We start from the raw sequence: 17311 nt of genomic DNA on the forward strand, positions 1-17311 counted from the left end.
TCACATTAGGCCGTTGGCAGGCGCACCACGAAGGTGGCGCCGCCCATCGCGTTGCCACGGTAGCTCATCTCGCCACCGTGGGCGGCGATGATCGACTGGCAGATCGACAAGCCCAGGCCCATGCCCTGGTGCTTGGTGGTGTAGAACGGCTCGAACAGGTGCGCCTCGACCGCCTCGCTGATGCCCGGCCCGCAGTCGCTGACCGCGATCTCGACAAAGCCCGCGCCGGCCGGATAGGTCTCGACCTGGATGAAGTCGCCGCTGGCGCGCTCGCTCATCGCCTCGATGCCGTTGCGCACCAGATTCAGCACCACCTGCTGCAGCTGCACGCCGTCGCCGGTCACCGCCGGCAGTTTCGGCGTGAGCCGCAACAGCAGCCGCCAGCCGCTGTTGCGCAGCTCGAATTCCAGCAGCTTGGCGACCTCGCTGATCAGCTGGTTGCAATCCAGCCGCTCGCGCACCGCATCGCGCTTGCGGGTGAGGCTGCGCAGGCCGCGGATCACCTGCCCGGCGCGGTCGGCCTGGGCGCTGATCTTTTCCAGGGTGCCGATCAGCTCCTCGGGCTCGGCCGTGCCGGATTGCAGCAGCCGCCGGCAGGCATTGGCGTAGTTGGCGATGGCGGTGAGCGGCTGGTTCACCTCGTGGGCGATGCCGCTGACCATCTCGCCCAGCGTACCGATGCGGCCGGCGTGGGTGAGCCGGGCGCGCAGCTCCTCGGCCTCGTGCTCGGCGCTGAGCAGGGCCGAGCGGTCGACGATCTCGCTGATCAGCAGTGGCTCCTGCTGCTCCGCTTCGACGCTGTAGGCCGCGTAGTTGCTGGTATGCACGACGGTGCCGTCGCCGCGCAGATAGCGCCACTCGTAGCGGCTGGCGGGCTGCTCGTCGCCTAGCGCCTCCAGCTGCTGGCGGGCGCCGGCGCGGTCGTCCGGGTGCAGCAGGTCCAGCTGCGAGTGCCGGAGCATCTCCGCTTCGCTGCGTCCGAGCAGGGCGCAGCAGGCGCGATTGGCCTTGATGATCTGGCCGTCGAGGCTGGTGATCAGGATCGGCGTCGGCGCGTTCTCGAAGATCACCCGCAGCTCGTCGGCCTGGTGCTTGAGCTGGGCCTGCTGGCGCAGGCGCTCGGAAATGTCGCGCAGGATGCCGACATAGCCGCGCTCCTTGCCCTTGATGAACTCACCCACCGACAGCTCGATCGGCACGGTGCTGCCGTCCTTGCGCTGGGCCGTCACCTGACGGCCGATGCCGATGATGCGGGCCTGCTGGGTCTTCTGATAGCGCAGCAGGTAGCCGTCGTGCTCCTGACGGTAGGGAGCGGGCATGAGCATGCTCAGGTTCTCGCCCATCACCTCGCTGGGCGTGTAGCCGAACAGCACTTCGGCGGCGCGGTTGAAGCGGGTGATGCGGCCGCGCTCGTCGGCCAGGATCATGGCGTCGACAGCGGCGTCGAGCAGCGCACTAAGACGGTCTTCGGCCACGACGGGCGCCTAGGTTCTGAAACGAGAAGGGGGAGAAAGCCGCAGCAAGCGCCTCAGTGTAACGGCAGCCCCGGCGTCACCCGCCAGGGACGGACCGGCGCCACCGCATAGCAGGCGGATCGACATGACCTTTGGTTGAACCTCGGCACCGGCGGCGACCGGCATCGCTAGACTGGGCCCCAGCTCCCCAGAGCGCATTGATGTGCGTCAATGCCCACCGGCACTCCGGGGCCGGAGAGTGCGGAGCCAGGAGAACCCAAACACCGCCATGAGCTACCGCCCCGTCGCCTGGATCAGCCACCCCGATTGCCTGCGCCACGACATGGGCGCGATGCACCCGGAGTGCGCGCAGCGGCTGAACGCGATCACCGACCGCCTGCGGATCAGCGGCCTCTACGACTTTCTGCACCACCATCCGGCACCACTGGCGCTGCGCGAGCAGCTCGCCTGGGTGCACAGCGAGGCGCACCTCGACCGGGTTTTCCACGCCGACACCAGTCGCGGCCCGGTGGCCATCGACGGCGACACCCAGCAGTCCGAGCACACCCTCCAGGCCGCGCTGCGCGCCGCCGGCGCTGGCATCCTCGGCGTCGATCTGGCGCTGGACGGCAAGGCCGGCCTCGCCTTCTGCGCGGTACGGCCGCCGGGGCACCACTGCGAGCGCAACCGGGCGATGGGCTTCTGCTTCTTCAACAACGTCGCGGTGGCGGCGGCCCACGCGCTCAGCCGGGGGCTCAAGCGCATCGCCATCCTCGACTTCGACCTGCACTACGGCAACGGCACCGCCGACATCTTCAAGGGCGACGACCGGGTGTGGCTGTTCTCCACCTATCAGAGCCCGCTCTACCCACACTGGGCCGGCGCCCCCGAGGCGCGCAACCTGGTGGACGTGGAACTGCCCGCCTACGCCGGCAGCACGGTGTTCCGGCAGGCGGTGAGCGAACGCTGGCTGCCGCTGCTGGAAACCCTGCGCCCGCAGTTGATCCTGGTCTCGGCCGGCTTCGACGCCCACGCACAGGATCCGCTCGGCGATCTGCGCCTGGGCTTTGACGACTTCCGCTGGCTGGGCAGCGTGATTGCCGGCGTCGCCGAGAGCTGCTGCCAGGGCCGGGTGGTCGCCACCCTGGAAGGTGGCTACGAGCCGCACGCCCTGGCACGCTCGGTGGAATCCTTCCTGCTGCCCTTCGTCGGCGACGGCCTCCTGGCATGACCATCCGCCATCTCGACAGCCTGCTGCGTGCCGACACGGTGATCTGCGTCGGCGACAGCGCGGAACCGGCGCTGCGGCAGATGCTCGACAACCTGCGCGCCCAGCCGGCCTTGCGGCTGGTGCGGACCGACGCCGCACTCGCCGGCTGGCCGCCCGGAACGCAGCGCAGTTGCGCGCTGATCGCCGACCCGGCGCTCGCCGATGCCCGCCTGATCGCCCGCCTCGGCGAGCGCGGCTGCCACGCCCTGCTGTGGCCGCATTCGCAGGCGCCCGAGCAGACGCTGCTGGCGGAAACGCGGCGCCAGGGCCTGCGTCTGCTCGGGCCGCGCAGCGGCGGCGTCATCCACCCTGCCGCCGGCCTCAATGCCGCCAGCTTCCCCTGCGCGCCCAGCGAAGGCGGGCTGGCGCTGATCGCGCAGTCGCAGTCGATTGCCGCCGCCGCGCTGGACTGGGCCACCGGCCGCCACCTGGGCTTCTCCTGGGTGGCGATCAGCGGCGCCGAGGCCGATGTCGATGTCGCCGACCTGCTCGACTACGCCGCGCTGGACCCGCACACCCGGGGCGTGGTGCTGCAACTGAGCCATCTGCGCGGCGGCCGCAAGTTCATGTCGGCGGCGCGCGCCTGTGCGCGCCTGAAGCCGGTGGTGGTGCTGCAAACCCAGCCCGCCGCCCGCATCGGTCTGGGGCCAGATCCGGTGCGCTCCACCGCCTTCGCCCGCGCCGGCATGGTGGAATGCGAGAACCTGCCCGGCCTGTTTGACGCGCTCGCGGCGCTGCACCGCCTGCCAGCCTTGCAGAGCCCGCAGGCCCTGGTAGTGGGCAATGGCGCCGGCATCTGCACCCTGGGCGTCGATGCCCTGGCGCGCCAGGGCATCGGCCCGCTGGCGCTGGACGAAACCCTGCGCGCGCAGTTGCCGAGGCACCGCCAGGCCGGCGGCGCGCTGGACTTCGGCAGCGCCCCGGCGACAGTGCTCGCCAAGGCCCTGTTCCAGCTGCTCGCCGACCCCCGCCTGCCGGCGCTGCTGCTGATCCACAGCCCCGCCACCGGCTCCTCGCACAGCGAGCTGGCGGAGTTGATCAGCCAGCGCCCCGATCCGCGACTGCTCACCGTCTGGCTCGGTCTAGACAGCGTGATGCCGGCGCGCAACCGCTGCGCCCAGGCCGGGCTGGCCACCTTCACCTCCGCCGACGCCGCCGCCCGCGCGCTGCGCTACCGCTGGGAATACCACCGGCGCCGCGAGCTGCTCACCCAGACGCCACCCCCGCAGCACCTGCCCGAGGCCGACCCGGAAGCGCTGCGCCGGCAGTTGCAGGCGCGCGCGCTGGCCGGCCCCGCCGCGCTGAGCACCGCCGAGCTGGCGCAGTTGCTCGCCAGCTACGGCCTGCCGGCGGCGCAGCCCGGCGCCAGCCCGAGGCTGGAAGTCGGCATCGCCAGCCACCCCGAACTCGGCCTGCACCTGCAAGCCACCCGCCCCGGCGGGATCACCGCCTACGGCTTCGCGCCTCTCGATGCCCTGCTCGCCGGACGCCTGCTGGACCGCGCCGGAGTGCCGCCCGAGGACGAGGCGCGGCCGGCGCTCGCCACCGCCCTGGTGCAACTGGCGCAGTTGCTGGTGGACCAGCCCTGGCTGAGCGCGCTGGGCCTGAGGCTTTGCGTCGATGGCGAACACGCCAGTTGGCTCACCCAGAGCGGCCACGCCACCCTCTGCGCCACCCCGCCGGGCGAGCGCCAGCGTCTGGCACTGGCGCCCTGGCCGGGCGAGCTTTCGGGGCGGATCGAAGCCAGCAACGGCCGTCGCTACCGCGTGCGCGCGGTGCGTCCGGCCGACGAGCCGGCCCTGATCCGCCTGTTGCAGAAGCTCGACGCCGAGGAGGTGCGCATGCGCTTCTTCGCCTACATCCGCCACTTCAGCCATGCGATGGGCGCGCGCATGACCCAGATCGACTACGACCGCGAGATGTCGCTGGTGCTGGTGCCGGAAGGCAGCGATCCCGACGAGGTGATGGCGATCGCCACCCTGGTCGCCGACCCCGATGGCCGACACGCTGAGTTTGGTCTGCTGGTGCACCACGATCATGCCCAGTGCGGCCTCGGCCGCGCGCTCCTGCAACGCCTGCTCGACCACGCCTGGCAACGCGGCATCGGCCAGGTTTACGGCGTGGTGCTGAGCGAGAACACGCCGATGCTCAAGGCCGCACAGAAGCTCGGCTTCCACCGCCGCGCCGAGCCGGAGGAGCCGGGCTGCGTGCGGGTGGAGATCAACGCGCCGGCCTAGCCTAGGCCGTACCGCGATCGGTCGTTCCCTTGTGCAGGCTCATGTGGTGCTGGCAGTCGTGCTCCACATCCTGTTCGAGAAAGGCAGCCGTCGTCAGCGAAGATTCGTGCTTGGCCACGCTGGCAAGGCCGGTGTGCAATGCCTCGTCGATGGCAGCATGGAACACCTGCCGGCCAATCCCGACTCGACCATACGCCGTGACACGCGCATTCTTGGCGCAGCTTTCCTGCCAAGGCTATCGGGCATCGTTGCTACCAAACTCCGCCGCCCCATTTCTTCCGGCAAGCAACAACCCACCAACACATCACGGCTAGCAGACGGTGGTATGGCTCAGACGACTGGCCGTGCCTCGCGCGGCATGCCCAGCCCGCGTTCGGCGATGAGGTTGAGCTGGATCTCGTTGGTGCCGCCATAGATGGTGTCGGCGCGCGAGAAGAAGAACAGTTGCTGCAAGGGCCGCGCGGCTTCGTCACCGCCCTCGCCTTCGGCGCCGAGCACGTCCATGCCCAGCTTGCCGAGATCGCGGTGCCAGTTGCTCCAGGCGTACTTGTAGACCAGGGCCTCGCGGCCGAGGCTCAGCTGATCGTCGCTCGCCAGCATGCGTAGCGCGTGGTAGCGCAGCACCTTCAGCCCACCCCAGGCGGCGGCGATGCGGTTGCGGACGAACGGGTCGCGATCCAGGCCGCGCTGGCGGGCCGCCGCCACCACCCGCTCCAGCTCGTGCAGGAAGTGCATTTGCTGGCCCAGCGTGGAAACGCCGCGCTCGATCTCCAAGAGACCCATCGCCACCTTCCAGCCCTCGCCCGGCTTGCCGACGAGATGGGCGGCTTCGGCTTTGGCGCCGTCGAAGAACACCTCGTTGAACTCGCTGCCGCCGCCCAGCTGGCGGATCGGGCGGATCTCGATGCCCGGCTGGTCCAGCGGCAGCAGCAGGAAGCTCAGGCCCTTGTTGCCCTTGCTGCCCGGCTCGCTGCGCGCCAGCACGAAGATCCATTCCGACTCGTGCGCCAGCGAGGTCCAGATCTTCTGGCCCTGCACGCGCCAGCTGCCGTCGGCCTCCTGCCAGCAACGGGTCTGGACGTTGGCGAGGTCGGAGCCGGCATTGGGCTCGGAATAGCCCTGCGCCCAGTATTCGCTGCCGTCGAGGATGCGCGGCAGGAAGCGCTGTTGCTGCTCCGGCGTGCCGAACTTGATGAGCGTCGGACCGATCAGGCCCTCGCCGATGTGGCCCATGCGGCCGGGGCCGCCGACGCGGGCGTACTCCTCGTGAAAGACCACCTGCTCGGCGATGGAAAGACCCCGACCGCCATGCGCCTTCGGCCAGCCGACGCCGGTCCAGCCGCCGGCGGCCAGTTCACGTTCCCATTCCTTGCGCAGCGCCGGATCGGCCTCTTCATCGCCGGGGCCACCGCGATGTTTGAGCGAGGCATAGCGGCCGCTGAGATGGCGCTGCATCCAGCCGGCGATCTCTTCGCGAAACGCCGCCAATGCTCCCTCCCCCGTAGGCGGGAGCGAGCTGGGATCGGGGCGTTCCGGCGCCCTGACCAAACGCCCCCGCTCTGGCCCTCCCCCGCTAGCAGGGGAGGGAACCGGTGCTTCGGAAAAGACCTGTGCGGCCACCTGCTCGCGCAGCGCCTCCGCGCTACCCAGCCAGTGGCTCGAAGCCTGCGCGCGCTTGAAGTAGAGCTGCGGGTCGTATTCCCAGGTGAAGCCGACGCCGCCGTGCAACTGGATCGCCTCCTGCGCGCACCAGTACAGGGTGTCGGAGGCCAGTGCCTTGGCAGCCGCGCACTCGGCGACGCACTCCGCCAGCCCGGCGCCGGTGGCGAGTTGCGCGGCCGCGCCGGCCACCGCCGAGCGCAGCGCCTCGACGCGCACCATCATCTCCGCACAGCGGTGCTTGACCGCCTGAAAGCCGGCGATGGCGCGGCCGAATTGCTTGCGGGTCGCGGTGTAGGCCACCGTCAGATCGAGGCAGGCCTGCGCCGCGCCCAACTGCTCGGCAGCGATGTACAGGCGCACTCGCGCGGCGGCGGCGGCGTAACCGGCGGCGGCGCGCTCGCCGTCGTCCAGGCGCTCGGCGGCGACCGCGTGCAACTCGGCCTCGGCAAAGCGACGGCCCTGGTCAAACCCGGGCTGGCTGCGGACGCGCAGGCCGTCGGCCTCGCGGCGAACCAGGAACAGGCCCGGCAGCGCCTCGCCCTCGACCGCCGCCAGCAACAGCAGTGCATCGGCGCTGTCGCCCTCGGGCAGGCGCGCAGCGCGACCGCTCAGGCTCCAGCCCTCAGCTTGCGGGCTGGCCTGGAGCGCGGTGGCGGCGAGAAAGCCACGCGCATCGGATGGCAGCGGCGCACTTAGCCGAAGCTCGCCCGCAGCGAGGGCCGGCAACCAGGCGGCGCGCGCCGCGTCGTCGGCGACTTCCAGCAACAGGGTGCTGGCGAGGCAGACGCTGGAGAAGAACGGCGCGCAGAGCAGGCGGTAGCCGCAGACTTCCTGCACCAGCGCCAGCTCCACCGGGCCGAGACCCAGGCCACCCAGCTCCTCCGGCACGGCGATGCCGCACCAGCCGAGTTCGGTGGCGATGCGGCTCCAGACCGAGAGGTCGTAGCCGCGCTCGCTGTCCATCGCGGCACGTACCGCCGCCGAAGTGCTGACATCGGCGAGCAGACTTTCGGCCGATTCGCGGATCAGCCGCTGATCGTCATTCAGGGAGAGATTCATGGTGGCGGATTATTCAATCCGCCCGGCGCGCACTCATCACCCGTTGGGATGATGAGTGCCGGCCTACCGCCGCGAGACCGCGCCGCTACCAGACGCCGTTGGTGACCCGCACCACGTAGAAGCCGCTGTAGCCGTCGGTGTACCAGATCTCCTTGCGCTCGGGCACGAAGGCAGGGCTGGACATCGCCCAGTTGCTGGCCTCGAAGATCGGCGTGATGCGCGGCTGCACCGGCGCGTTGAAATAGGCGATTTCACGCGGACGGCGCACGTCGCGGATGTCGAACACCCGCAGGCCGGAGATGATCATGCTGCAGGCGACGATGTCGGGGTTCACCCGCGTCGGCAGATTGCAGTAGTGGCCGGCATAGCCCTGCACCGGCAACTGCGCGCCGGGGTCGTTGGCGATGGCGTCCCGGTTCTCCGGCTGGTGCACCTCCAGGCGCAGGTCGGAGACCACCTTGGGCTTGCTCTCGTCACTGATGTCGATGATGCGGCCGGCGCCGACCAGATCGCCGTTGAAGCCGACGCTGCCGCCCTGCGAGCTGGCGGAATACTCGTCGATCTCCAGCACGTAGGGCTTGCCGTCGCGGGTGAACGGCAGGGCGTTCTGCGGAATCGACATGCTCGGCCAGGTGACATTGCCCAGCTCGCGCACCTGCGGATTGCTCTTGCGCGCCTGGATCTCGGAGGTGTCGAGAATCAGCATGCCCTTGCCGGTGCCTTCGGCGACGTAGGCGCGGTTGCCGTCGGCGCTCAGCGACAGGCCGTGCGAGAAGATCGGACCGGTCCAGATCGGCACCGGCAGCGAAGGATTGGAGATGTCCAGAGCGGTCAGCGTCGGCGTCCCGGGCGAGGCGGAGTAGAAGGTCTTGCCGTCCGCCGTCAGGCCGCTCTCGTGGCCGAGGAAACCCAGCGCGCCGGTGAAGCGCAGCTTCGGGCTGCGGCAGTCGGCGCTGAGGTCGTAGACATCGACCAGCCCCGGGTAGAAGGCCGGGTTGCCGGTGACCGCCGCCAGCACGCCGGCCTGCTGCGAGACCACCAGCGATTCGTGCGGCGTCAGCATCGCCGGCGTCAGCAGACGCGCGGTCAGCTTGGGCTGGGTCGGATCGCTCATGTCGAGCACATGGACGCCGCCCTGGGCGTCCACGAGATTGGTGGGATACAGCAGGGTGGTGTCGTAGTAGGCGCAGTCGTGGCCGGCCTTGTCGACATAGCGCTCCACCTTGAAGCCGCCCACGGTGCCGATCGCGTTCGGGGTGGTGTAGGAGCCGACCAACTGGGTGTTGCAGGTATAGCCCTCGGCGGCACGGCCGCTGTCGATCTCCGCCCGGCTGACCCGGCCTTGCAGGCCGGTCTCCGGTCGTGAGCCGGGGCCGCAAGCGGCCTTGGGCGTGGCTTCGCCGCTCGGGGTCGCTTCGGTCGGGGCACTGCTACCACAGGCAGCCAGGGCGGCGGAAAGGACCAGCGGACACAGCAGGGCCGGGATGCGGCTCATGGTTGTTTCTCCTCGAAGAGCACTCTTCCAGGATTATCTGAACCGCCTTTCAGATCAGCAACGGTCGCCGCGCCGAGACGGCTGTCGGCCCGGTCAAGCGCTCAGTCGGCGCCGGCATCCAGGCGCGCCTGGATGCTGCGGATCGTCATCACTTCCTCGGATTGCTCGCGGACGATGCGCGCCGCCAGCTCGCGCACGGCCGGCAGCCGCGCCTCTCGCGCGGCAAAGCGCGCCATCGGCAGGCCACCCTGGTGATGGCGGCGCATCAGCTCCAGAAACCAGCGCTGGCGCTCCAGACCGCTGGCGGCGCGCAGGGTCTGCAAGTCCTCCGGGCTGGCGAGGCCGGGCATGCCGGTGCTGGCGCGCTGGCAATCGAGCAGGTACTGACGCAGCTCGGGATCGGGCGGCGCCTGCCCGAGCAGCATCCAGTCCATGCTTTTTGAAGGCGGCACCGCAGGCTGCTCCCAGAGCCGCAGCCAGCCGTGCATCTGGCCCAGCTCCAGCAACTGCTGATTGCGCACGCCCTGGGCGAGCAGCGCCGCAGCACCCGGAGGAGCGTCGAGCAGGGTCTGGGCGATCACCAGCGCCTGCTCGTGGTGCTGGGCCATGAACTGGGCGAAGCGGATGTCGATGGGGCTGGGTTGCTGCTGTTGCAGCGCCGCGCGTTCCTGCCGGGCCTGGTGCTGCTGCCAGCCGCCCACCGCCAGGGCGGCGGCGCCGGTCAACAGCGCGAGCACGGGAATCAGAGAACGCATGAGCAGGGCGAACGCCAGCAGAGCCAGGGGATCGAGGCCGCGAACCTAGGGTGTGTCATCAATTACCTGGTCGCTGCGGCCGAAGTCTGTTTTGGGGCAGTGCAAGGAAGGCAGGGAGGGGAATAGTTGGTTCTATTTCCCTCTCTGGCTGACGCCGCAATGCCCCAAAACAGTCCGGCCCCGAAGGGTTGCGGCCAAAACCGCGCAGTGCGTCGTTGCGAGACTTGCACAGGTTCCAACCTGCGCTACGTCTCGCGCCTCGCACTGCGCGGTTTTGACTCGCAACGCAGCGAGCAGGTAATTGATGACACACCCTAGCACCGCCCGCCGCCGGCTGTCGTCGGGAAAATCTGCCCGGTCTCAGGCCGGCGTGGCCAGGTAGGGAGCGAGCGTCGCGCGCTCGTCCTCGGTCAGCGCCAGCGCCTTGCGGGTCTGGCCGTCGAAGCGCACCAGGGTGGCACGGGCGGTGGCGACGCAGACCTCGCCGGCAAAGATGCCCACGCCCAGCACGAAGGAACTGCCGCCCATGCGCTGGACGTTGATGCCCACCCGCAGCTCGTTGGGGTACTTCAGCTCCTGCCGGTAGTCGATCTCCAGCCGCGCGATCACATTCTGGCGCGCGCCGGTCTCGGTCCAGAAGCCGATGTGCCGCAAAAAGGCGGCGCGCCCGGACTCGGCATAGATGGTGTAGGCCACGTTGTTCACATGGCCCATCAGGTCGAGGTCGTAGAAGCGGACGCGCTCGTCGGCCCAGTAGCGGTAGTCCTGCGGGCGCGTGCCTTCTGTACCAAGCGGCATGGGCTCAAAGCTTGTGAAGAAATCGTAGCGAGCATGCCCAGCCGCTAGGAATAGGAGCGCAGAAACCGGAGCGCACTACTGTGCGTGAGGATTTCGAGCACCGCATGACGACGCGGATGGGCAGCGCAGTAGATTTATTCACGAGCTTTAGGTGCCGTAGACCTTCTGCGCCGGGGGCTCGGTGGCGATCAGCTCGCCGATCACCGTGTGCAGTTCCTGCGGCGCGTAGCGGGCGCCCTTGTTCTTCACCGTGCCGGTCTTCCAGCCACGGGCGATGGAGATCTTGCCGCCCTCCACCTCGAACACCTTGCCGGTCACGCCCTGCGACAGCTCGCTGCACAGATACACCACCAGCGGCGCGACATTGCCGGGATGGTAGTGGTCGAAGCTGCCGTCTTCCGGCGCCTTCATCATCGCGCCGAACGGGCCTTCGGTCATGCCGGTGCGCGCCGCCGGAGCGAGCGCGTTGGCGGTGACGCCATAGCGGCCGAGTTCCGCCGCCTGCACCAGGGTCAGCGAGGCGATGCCGCCCTTGGCCGCCGAGTAGTTGCTCTGGCCGATGTTGCCTTGCAGGCCGGCGCCGGAGCTGGTGTTGACGATGCGGCCCAGCGGCTTGCCGCCGGCCTTCACCTGATCGCGCCAGCGCTGCACCAGCTTGCTGGCGAGGCAGAAGTGGCCCTTGAGATGGACGCGCACCACGGTGTCCCAGTCGTCCTCGCTGAGCGAGGCGAACATGCGGTCGCGCACCACGCCGGCGTTGTTGACCACGCCATGCACCTCGCCGAAGGCGGCGAGCGCGGCGGCGATGATCGCGTCGGCGCCGGCCATGCTGGTGATGTCGCCGAGCGCCACCACCGCCTTGCCACCGGCGGCCTGGATTTCCTGCACCACCGCTTCGGCGGCTTCCAGGCGGATGTCGTTGACGGCGACATTGGCGCCCTCGGCGGCCAGCGCCAGAGCGTATTCACGCCCCAGGCCTGCGCCGGAGCCGGTGACGATGATGGTGCGGTTGTCGCAGATACCCATGATGCTGCTTCCTCGTTAGCTGGTCTTCCCTCTCCCCCCGTGGGAGAGGGATCGAGGGAGAGGGGGTGCTTCACTGGCTAGCGCGCAGCCCCCTCTCCCCTAGCCCCTCTCCCACGAGGGGAGAGGGGAACTCACTCACAGTCGTTCGATGATGGTGACGTTGGCCACGCCGCCGCCTTCGCACATGGTCTGCAGGCCGTAGCGGCCGCCGGTGCGCTCCAGCTCGTGCAGCAGGGTGGTCATCAGCTTGACGCCGGTGGCGCCCAGCGGATGCGCCAGCGCGATGCCGCCGCCGTTGACGTTGGTCTTGGCGTGCGGATAGCCGGTCTCCTTGAACCAGGCCAGCACCACCGGGGCGAAGGCCTCGTTGATCTCGACCAGGTCGATGTCTTCCAGCTTCATGCCGGACTTCTTCATCGCGTAGTGCGTGGCCGGGATCGGCGCGGTGAGCATGAAGATCGGATCGTCCGCGTACACGCTCATGTGCTGGATGCGGGCACGCGGCTTGAGGTTGTACTTCTTCAGTGCACGCTCGGAGACGATCAGCATCGCCGAGGCGGCGTCGCCGGTCTGGCTGGAGACACCGGCGGTGATGGTGCCGCCGGGCGCCAGCGGCTCCAGCTTTTGCATCTGTTCCAGCGAAGTCTCGCGGGTGGTCTCGTCGTGCTCCAGCCCATTGATCGCCACGATCTCCTTCTTGAAGCGGCCTTCGGCGATGGCGCGGCGGGCGCGCACATGGCTTTCCAGCGAGAAGCGCTCCATCTCCTCGCGCGAGATGTTCCACTTGTCAGCAATCAGCTGCGCGCCGTGGAACTGGCTCACCGGCTCGCTGCCGAAGCGCGCCGTCCAGCCCTTGGAGCCGGAGAAGGGATCGGCGAAGCCCAGCGGCTTGGCGGCGATCATCGCCGAGGAGATCGGAATCTGGGTCATGGTCTGCACGCCACCGGCGACGATCACGTCCTGGGTGCCGGACATCACCGCCTGCGCGGCGAAGTGCACCGCCTGCTGGGAGCTGCCGCACTGGCGGTCGATGGTCACGCCCGGCACGTGCAGCGGCAGGCCGGCCGACAGCCAGCAGGTGCGCGCGATGTTGCCGGCGAGCGGACCGATGGCGTCGAGGCAGCCGAAGATCACGTCGTCGTAGTCGTCGGCGGGGATGGCATTGCGCTCGACCAGCGCCTTGAGAACATGGGCGCCGAGGTCGGCACCGTGGATCTGCGACAGGCTGCCCTTGCGCTTGCCGGTAGGCGTGCGCAGGGCGTCAACGATATAGGCTTCGGCCATGAGGTTTCTCTTGCTTGCTTAGTGGGTGAAGGTTTCCGCCGGCCCCAGGGCAGCGCCCTCGGCCAGCACGAAGTCGGCGATGCGCGCCTTGTGGAAAATGGCGTCGCCCCAGGTGGCGTCCAGCGCCCAGGCGCGCTTCATGAACATCTGCAGATCCGCCTCCCAGGTGTAGCCCATCGCGCCGTGGACCTGGATGCTCTTGCGCGCCGCCAGCCGCGCCGCTTCGCCGGCGACCAGCCGCGCGTGCGAGACATGCAGGCCGGCGCGCGGATGCCCGGTGGCCAGCGACTGCGCGGCGCGCTGCACCACCGGCCGGGCGAACTCGATCTTCACCGCGACATCGGCCAGGTGGTGCTTGACCGCCTGGAAGCTGCCGATCGGCTTGCCAAACTGCTTGCGCTGGGCGGCGTAGTCGGTGCCCAGATCGAGCATGCGCTGGGCCAGACCGAGCAGCTGTGCGGAGATCGCGACGCCGGCGCGGTTGATGACGCCCTGCCAGAGTTCGCGGCCCTGCTCGGCGCCGCAGACGCGGGTCTTGTCGCTGGGCGTCCACTGCACGCGGTAGAGCCGGCGCGAGGAATCGATGCTGGCGTTGAGCGTCAGCGTCGCCTCTTCCGGGCGCAAGGCGTGCAGCTCGTCGGCGTGCCAGAGCAGCAGCAGGCTGGCATTGGCGGCGTCGGCAACGAAGGGATTGATCGGATGACCGACCGCCACACGGGCGCTGCCGTCGGCGATCTTCGGCAGCCAGTGCGCCTTGAGCTTGGAGTCTTCCGGCAGCGCCTTGCTCAGGTACACCGCCAGGTAGGCGGTAGCGGTGAGCGAATCGGGAATGGCGTAGTAGCCCAGCTCCTGCTGGATCAGCACCCAGTCGAGATCGCCCAGGCCCATGCCGCCGTAGGCCTCGGGCACCGACAGCGCGGTGAGGCCCTGGTCGGCGAGCTTGGCGCGCATCTCGGCGCTGCGGCCGGATTCGGTTTCCCAGATCTCGCGCAGCAGCTCGGGGGCGGCTTCCACCATCAGGAACTTGTGGATGGCGTCGCTGAGCGAGAGCTGGTCTTCGGTAAATGTGAAGTCCATGGATCAGGCCCTCGGCAGGCCGAGCATGCGCTCGGCAATGATGTTGCGCTGAATCTCGTTGCTGCCGGCATAGATCGGCCCGGCCTGGGCGAACAGGAAGCCGTCCAGCCAGGGCGCGCTCTCGGCGGCCTCCGGCGCTTCCGGCATCAGCTCGCCACGGGCGCCGAGGATGCGCATGGCGGTCTCGTGCATCAGCAGGTCCAGCTCCGACCAGAAGATCTTGTTGGTCGAGGCCTCGGGGCCGATGTGGCCGCCACGCACCAGCCGGCTGGCGGTCTGGTAGGTGGAGAGCGCATAGGCCTCGGCGTCCATCCAGCTCTTCAGCACCGCGTCGCGGATCGAGGGATCGCGGTCGGCATGCTCGCGGTGGCGCTGGTAGAGCGCGACCAGGTTCTGCGCGGTTTTCTGGAAGCGCGCCGGCGAGCGCAGCATCAGGCCGCGCTCGAAGCCGGCGGTGGCCATCGCCACGTTCCAGCCCTGGCCTTCGGCGCCCAGGCGGTTGGCCACTGGGACTCGGACGTTGTCGAAGAAGATTTCGGCGAAGCCGGGCAGGCCGTTGAGCTGCTTGATTGGGCGGATGCTGATGCCCGGCAGGTTTAGCGGCAGCAGGATGAAGGTGAGGCCGTGGTGGCGGCTCGAATCGGGATCGGTGCGGAACAGGCCGAAGCACCAGTCGGCATAGACCGCGCGCGTCGACCAGGTCTTCTGGCCGTTGATGACGTAGTGATCGCCCTGGGAATCACTGGTGAGGATGGCCTTGGTACGGATCGCCGCCATGTCGGAACCGGCGCCCGGCTCCGACCAGCCCTGCGCCCAGATGTCCGCGCCCGCCGCCATGCGCGGCAGAAAGCGCGCCTTCTGCTCGTCAGTGCCGTATTCCATCAGCGTCGGCGCCAGCAGGAACACGCCGTTCTGGTTGACCCGCAGCGGCGCGCCGGCACGCCAGTACTCTTCCTCGAAGATCAGCCAGTCGATCAGGTCGCAGCTACGCCCGCCGAGTTCCTTGGGCCAGGTCACCGCGCTCCAGCGGCCCTCGTGCAGCTTGGCTTCCCAGGCACGGTGCTGCTCGAAGCCTTCCTGGGTGTCGAAGCTGCTCAGCGCCTGCTTGGGCACATTTGCCGTCATCCATTCGCGGACTTCGGCGCGGAATTTCTTCTGCCGCTCGGTGTATTCGAGTCTCATGGCTGATCCTTGAACTCGGCTTCGCGCTTTTCGACGAAGGCACGCCGGGTCTCGGCCGAGTCCTTGCTCGAATAGGCCTGTAGGGTGAAGCCCTGCTCCCAGCGATACTTGCTTTCGAGATTGCCGTCCTCGATGCCGTTCAGCGACTCCTTCGCCAAGCGAATCATCACGGTGCTCTTGGCGGCGATCTTGGCGGCGATGGCGAGTGCGGCCTCGCGCAACTCGGCCTTGGGCACCACTTTCTCGATGGCGCCCAGACGGTAGGCCTCGGCGGCGGTGATGGAGTCGCCGGTGAAATACATCATGCGCACCTTCTGCACCGGGAACAGCCGCTGCAAATGCGCGCCGCCGCCCATGGCGCCGCGATCCACCTCCGGCACACCGAAGGTGGCGCAATCGCTGGCGACCACGATGTCCGCCGCGCCGGCCAGGCCGATGCCGCCGCCGAGCACGAAGCCGTGCACAGCGACAATCACCGGCAAGGGATTGCGGTGCACCGCTTCAAAACTGCGGTAGTTGCCGGCATTGACCGAGATGATCTTCTCCGGGTGCTTGTCCAGCTCCTTGATATCGACACCGGCGCAGAAGCCGCGGCCCTCGGCGCGCAGCACGATCACCCGCGCCTCCGGCAGCGTGCCGAGCCGGGTGATCTCGTCGGCCAGCGCATGCCAGCCAGCGTCGTTGAGGGCGTTGACCGGCGGCCGGTCGATGACCAGCTCGGCAATGCCGTCGCTGATGGTGGTTTTGAATTGTTCGCTCATGGGCGACTCGGGTTAAGTGAGCCCCTCCCCCCTCGTGGGGGAGGGGTTGGGGAGAGGGGGCTACGCTCGCTCATGGCGCACTCGGGCCGGGGACGAAAGTCCCCCCTCTCCCCTAGCCCCTCTCCCACGAGGGGAGAGGGGAACAAAGTCAGTTTCGCGCTCATGGCTATCTCGGCAGCGCCGCCAGGCGCTGCTCCGCCTCCGAAACTATGCCGGCAATCAGCTCGGCGACCGTCGGCAGGCTGGCGATATTGGCAGCGACCTGGCCGGAAGGCAGCACGCCCTCGTCGGGCTTGCCCTCGACCATGGCGCGCTGGATCAGTACCGGCGCATTGGCGGCCATCATGGTCTGGATCGCGCCGTCACCTTCGCGCAGGGCGGCGAAGAAGGTCTTGGCCATGTGGCCCAGGGTCATGCCGGTATGCGCGCGCCAGGCCCAGGCGCTGGACAGCGCCACGAACAGGCGACGCAGCAGGCCACCGCTTTCCAGGCGCAGCAGGAAGGGGTTGTCGATCATCCGCTGCGGCATGCCATCGACGGCGGTGGAAGCGCGGATCTGCGCGGCCTCCTTGACGGCGACGTACTTCTGGAGCGTGCTGCGCGGCACCGGCGAGTCGGCGGTCATCAGGAAGCGCGTGCCCATGGCGATGCCCGCAGCACCGTAGGCCAGCGCGCCGGCGAGGCCACGTCCGTTGTAGAAGCCGCCGGCGGCGACCACCGGCACCTTCACCGCCTCGAGCACCTGCGGCAACAACAGAGTCGTCGGCACCGAGCCGGTGTGACCACCGCCCTCGCCGCCCTGCACGGTGATGATGTCGGCGCCCAGCTCCACCGCCTTCTGGGCGTGCTTGAGCGCACCCACCGTCGGCATGCACAGCACGCCGGCATCCTTGAAGCGCTTGATGATCGCCGCACTCGGGCCACGGCCATAGCTGACCGCGCGGACACGGTCGGCGTTCTGCAGCACCAGCTCGATCACCTCGGCGGCATTGGGCTGGAACATGTGGAAGTTGACGCCGAACTTGGCACTGGTCGCCGCGCGCACGGCGGCGATCTCCGCGCGCAGGGTCTCGGTGGACATGGTGGCGGCGGCCAGAAAGCCGAAGCCGCCGGCATTGCTGGTGGCGGCCACCAGCTTGGCGTCCGCCACCCAGCCCATCGCGGTCTGGACGATGGGGTAGCGGCAGCCCAGCAACTGGGTCAACGGCGTTTGCAGTGCGGCGGGTGCGCTCATGAGGTTCGTGCTGGGAG

14 protein-coding genes and 1 pseudogene are annotated in these 17311 nt (G+C 69.0%); 2 read left to right on the forward strand and 13 right to left on the reverse strand.

Features of this window, described 5'->3' with window-relative positions; all coding sequences use genetic code 11:
• Nucleotides 1-5: 5 nt before the first annotated feature.
• On the reverse strand, nucleotides 6-1475 hold the full coding sequence (locus ED208_RS03215; RefSeq protein ID WP_123210398.1) for a PAS domain-containing sensor histidine kinase: 1470 nt from the start codon (nucleotides 1473-1475) through the stop codon (nucleotides 6-8).
• Nucleotides 1476-1743: 268 nt separating this feature from the next.
• Here ED208_RS03215 and ED208_RS03220 point away from each other — a divergent pair, with 268 nt between their 5' ends.
• Both ED208_RS03220 and ED208_RS03225 read left to right on the forward strand, forming a co-directional pair.
• On the forward strand, nucleotides 1744-2685 hold the full coding sequence (locus ED208_RS03220; protein ID WP_123210399.1) for a histone deacetylase family protein: 942 nt from the start codon (nucleotides 1744-1746) through the stop codon (nucleotides 2683-2685).
• Nucleotides 2682-4961: a bifunctional acetate--CoA ligase family protein/GNAT family N-acetyltransferase gene (locus ED208_RS03225; RefSeq protein ID WP_123210400.1), complete on the forward strand. Its 2280-nt coding sequence runs from the start codon at nucleotides 2682-2684 to the stop codon at nucleotides 4959-4961. The genes ED208_RS03220 and ED208_RS03225 overlap by 4 nt, the downstream gene beginning before the upstream one ends.
• A 1-nt stretch (nucleotide 4962) precedes the next feature.
• Here the strand turns inward: ED208_RS03225 and ED208_RS17225 are convergent, their stop codons facing one another.
• From ED208_RS17225 to ED208_RS03275, 12 genes and pseudogenes are all read right to left on the reverse strand, one after another.
• Nucleotides 4963-5127: a hypothetical protein gene (locus tag ED208_RS17225; protein WP_158608406.1), complete on the reverse strand. Its 165-nt coding sequence runs from the start codon at nucleotides 5125-5127 to the stop codon at nucleotides 4963-4965.
• 164 nt (nucleotides 5128-5291) lie between these two features.
• The gene (locus ED208_RS17760; RefSeq protein ID WP_366512204.1) at nucleotides 5292-6449 is read right to left on the reverse strand and encodes an acyl-CoA dehydrogenase family protein; all 1158 of its coding nucleotides are present in this window, start codon (nucleotides 6447-6449) and stop codon (nucleotides 5292-5294) included.
• Between the two features lie 129 nt (nucleotides 6450-6578).
• A pseudogene (locus tag ED208_RS17765) lies at nucleotides 6579-7682 on the reverse strand (acyl-CoA dehydrogenase family protein); the annotation flags it as partial.
• An 85-nt stretch (nucleotides 7683-7767) separates the two neighbouring features.
• Entirely contained in the window at nucleotides 7768-9177 is a 1410-nt protein-coding gene (locus tag ED208_RS03235) for an LVIVD repeat-containing protein (protein ID WP_123210402.1), read from the reverse strand.
• 101 nt (nucleotides 9178-9278) lie between these two features.
• Nucleotides 9279-9932 (reverse strand): DUF305 domain-containing protein, encoded by a 654-nt coding sequence (locus tag ED208_RS03240; RefSeq protein WP_123210403.1) that lies wholly within the window; start codon nucleotides 9930-9932, stop codon nucleotides 9279-9281.
• A 360-nt stretch (nucleotides 9933-10292) separates the two neighbouring features.
• On the reverse strand, nucleotides 10293-10730 hold the full coding sequence (locus ED208_RS03245) for an acyl-CoA thioesterase (RefSeq protein ID WP_123210404.1): 438 nt from the start codon (nucleotides 10728-10730) through the stop codon (nucleotides 10293-10295).
• Nucleotides 10731-10877: 147 nt separating this feature from the next.
• The gene (locus ED208_RS03250) at nucleotides 10878-11756 is read right to left on the reverse strand and encodes an SDR family oxidoreductase (protein WP_123210405.1); all 879 of its coding nucleotides are present in this window, start codon (nucleotides 11754-11756) and stop codon (nucleotides 10878-10880) included.
• A gap of 135 nt (nucleotides 11757-11891) precedes the next feature.
• Nucleotides 11892-13040: an acetyl-CoA C-acetyltransferase gene (locus ED208_RS03255; RefSeq protein ID WP_123210406.1), complete on the reverse strand. Its 1149-nt coding sequence runs from the start codon at nucleotides 13038-13040 to the stop codon at nucleotides 11892-11894.
• An 18-nt stretch (nucleotides 13041-13058) separates the two neighbouring features.
• Entirely contained in the window at nucleotides 13059-14117 is a 1059-nt protein-coding gene (locus ED208_RS03260) for an acyl-CoA dehydrogenase family protein (protein ID WP_123210407.1), read from the reverse strand.
• 3 nt (nucleotides 14118-14120) lie between these two features.
• A complete protein-coding gene (locus ED208_RS03265) occupies nucleotides 14121-15299 on the reverse strand; it encodes an acyl-CoA dehydrogenase family protein (protein WP_123210408.1) in 1179 nt (392 codons plus the stop codon).
• Nucleotides 15296-16060, reverse strand: a complete 765-nt coding sequence (locus tag ED208_RS03270) for an enoyl-CoA hydratase family protein (protein WP_123210409.1) — start codon at nucleotides 16058-16060, stop codon at nucleotides 15296-15298. Before ED208_RS03270 ends, ED208_RS03265 begins: the two co-directional genes overlap by 4 nt.
• Nucleotides 16061-16226: 166 nt before the next feature.
• Nucleotides 16227-17294, reverse strand: a complete 1068-nt coding sequence (locus tag ED208_RS03275; RefSeq protein ID WP_123210410.1) for an NAD(P)H-dependent flavin oxidoreductase — start codon at nucleotides 17292-17294, stop codon at nucleotides 16227-16229.
• Between the last annotated feature and the right edge of the window lie 17 nt (nucleotides 17295-17311).

It is taken from the genome of Stagnimonas aquatica (assembly GCF_003730135.1).
Lineage (GTDB): Bacteria > Pseudomonadota > Gammaproteobacteria > Nevskiales > Nevskiaceae > Stagnimonas > Stagnimonas aquatica.

Bases quoted from the DNA above. Each gene is read 5' to 3' on its own strand.
- ED208_RS03220 (WP_123210399.1), top strand. From the start codon at position 1,744: ATGAGCTACCGCCCCGTCGCCTGGATCAGCCACCCCGATTGCCTGCGC.
- ED208_RS03255 (WP_123210406.1), bottom strand. From the start codon at position 13,040: ATGGCCGAAGCCTATATCGTTGACGCCCTGCGCACGCCTACCGGCAAG.
- ED208_RS03245 (WP_123210404.1), bottom strand. From the start codon at position 10,730: ATGCCGCTTGGTACAGAAGGCACGCGCCCGCAGGACTACCGCTACTGG.
- ED208_RS03250 (WP_123210405.1), bottom strand. From the start codon at position 11,756: ATGGGTATCTGCGACAACCGCACCATCATCGTCACCGGCTCCGGCGCA.
- ED208_RS03275 (WP_123210410.1), bottom strand. From the start codon at position 17,294: ATGAGCGCACCCGCCGCACTGCAAACGCCGTTGACCCAGTTGCTGGGC.
- ED208_RS03235 (WP_123210402.1), bottom strand. From the start codon at position 9,177: ATGAGCCGCATCCCGGCCCTGCTGTGTCCGCTGGTCCTTTCCGCCGCC.
- ED208_RS03265 (WP_123210408.1), bottom strand. From the start codon at position 15,299: ATGAGACTCGAATACACCGAGCGGCAGAAGAAATTCCGCGCCGAAGTC.
- ED208_RS03270 (WP_123210409.1), bottom strand. From the start codon at position 16,060: ATGAGCGAACAATTCAAAACCACCATCAGCGACGGCATTGCCGAGCTG.
- ED208_RS03225 (WP_123210400.1), top strand. From the start codon at position 2,682: ATGACCATCCGCCATCTCGACAGCCTGCTGCGTGCCGACACGGTGATC.
- ED208_RS03240 (WP_123210403.1), bottom strand. From the start codon at position 9,932: ATGCGTTCTCTGATTCCCGTGCTCGCGCTGTTGACCGGCGCCGCCGCC.
- ED208_RS03260 (WP_123210407.1), bottom strand. From the start codon at position 14,117: ATGGACTTCACATTTACCGAAGACCAGCTCTCGCTCAGCGACGCCATC.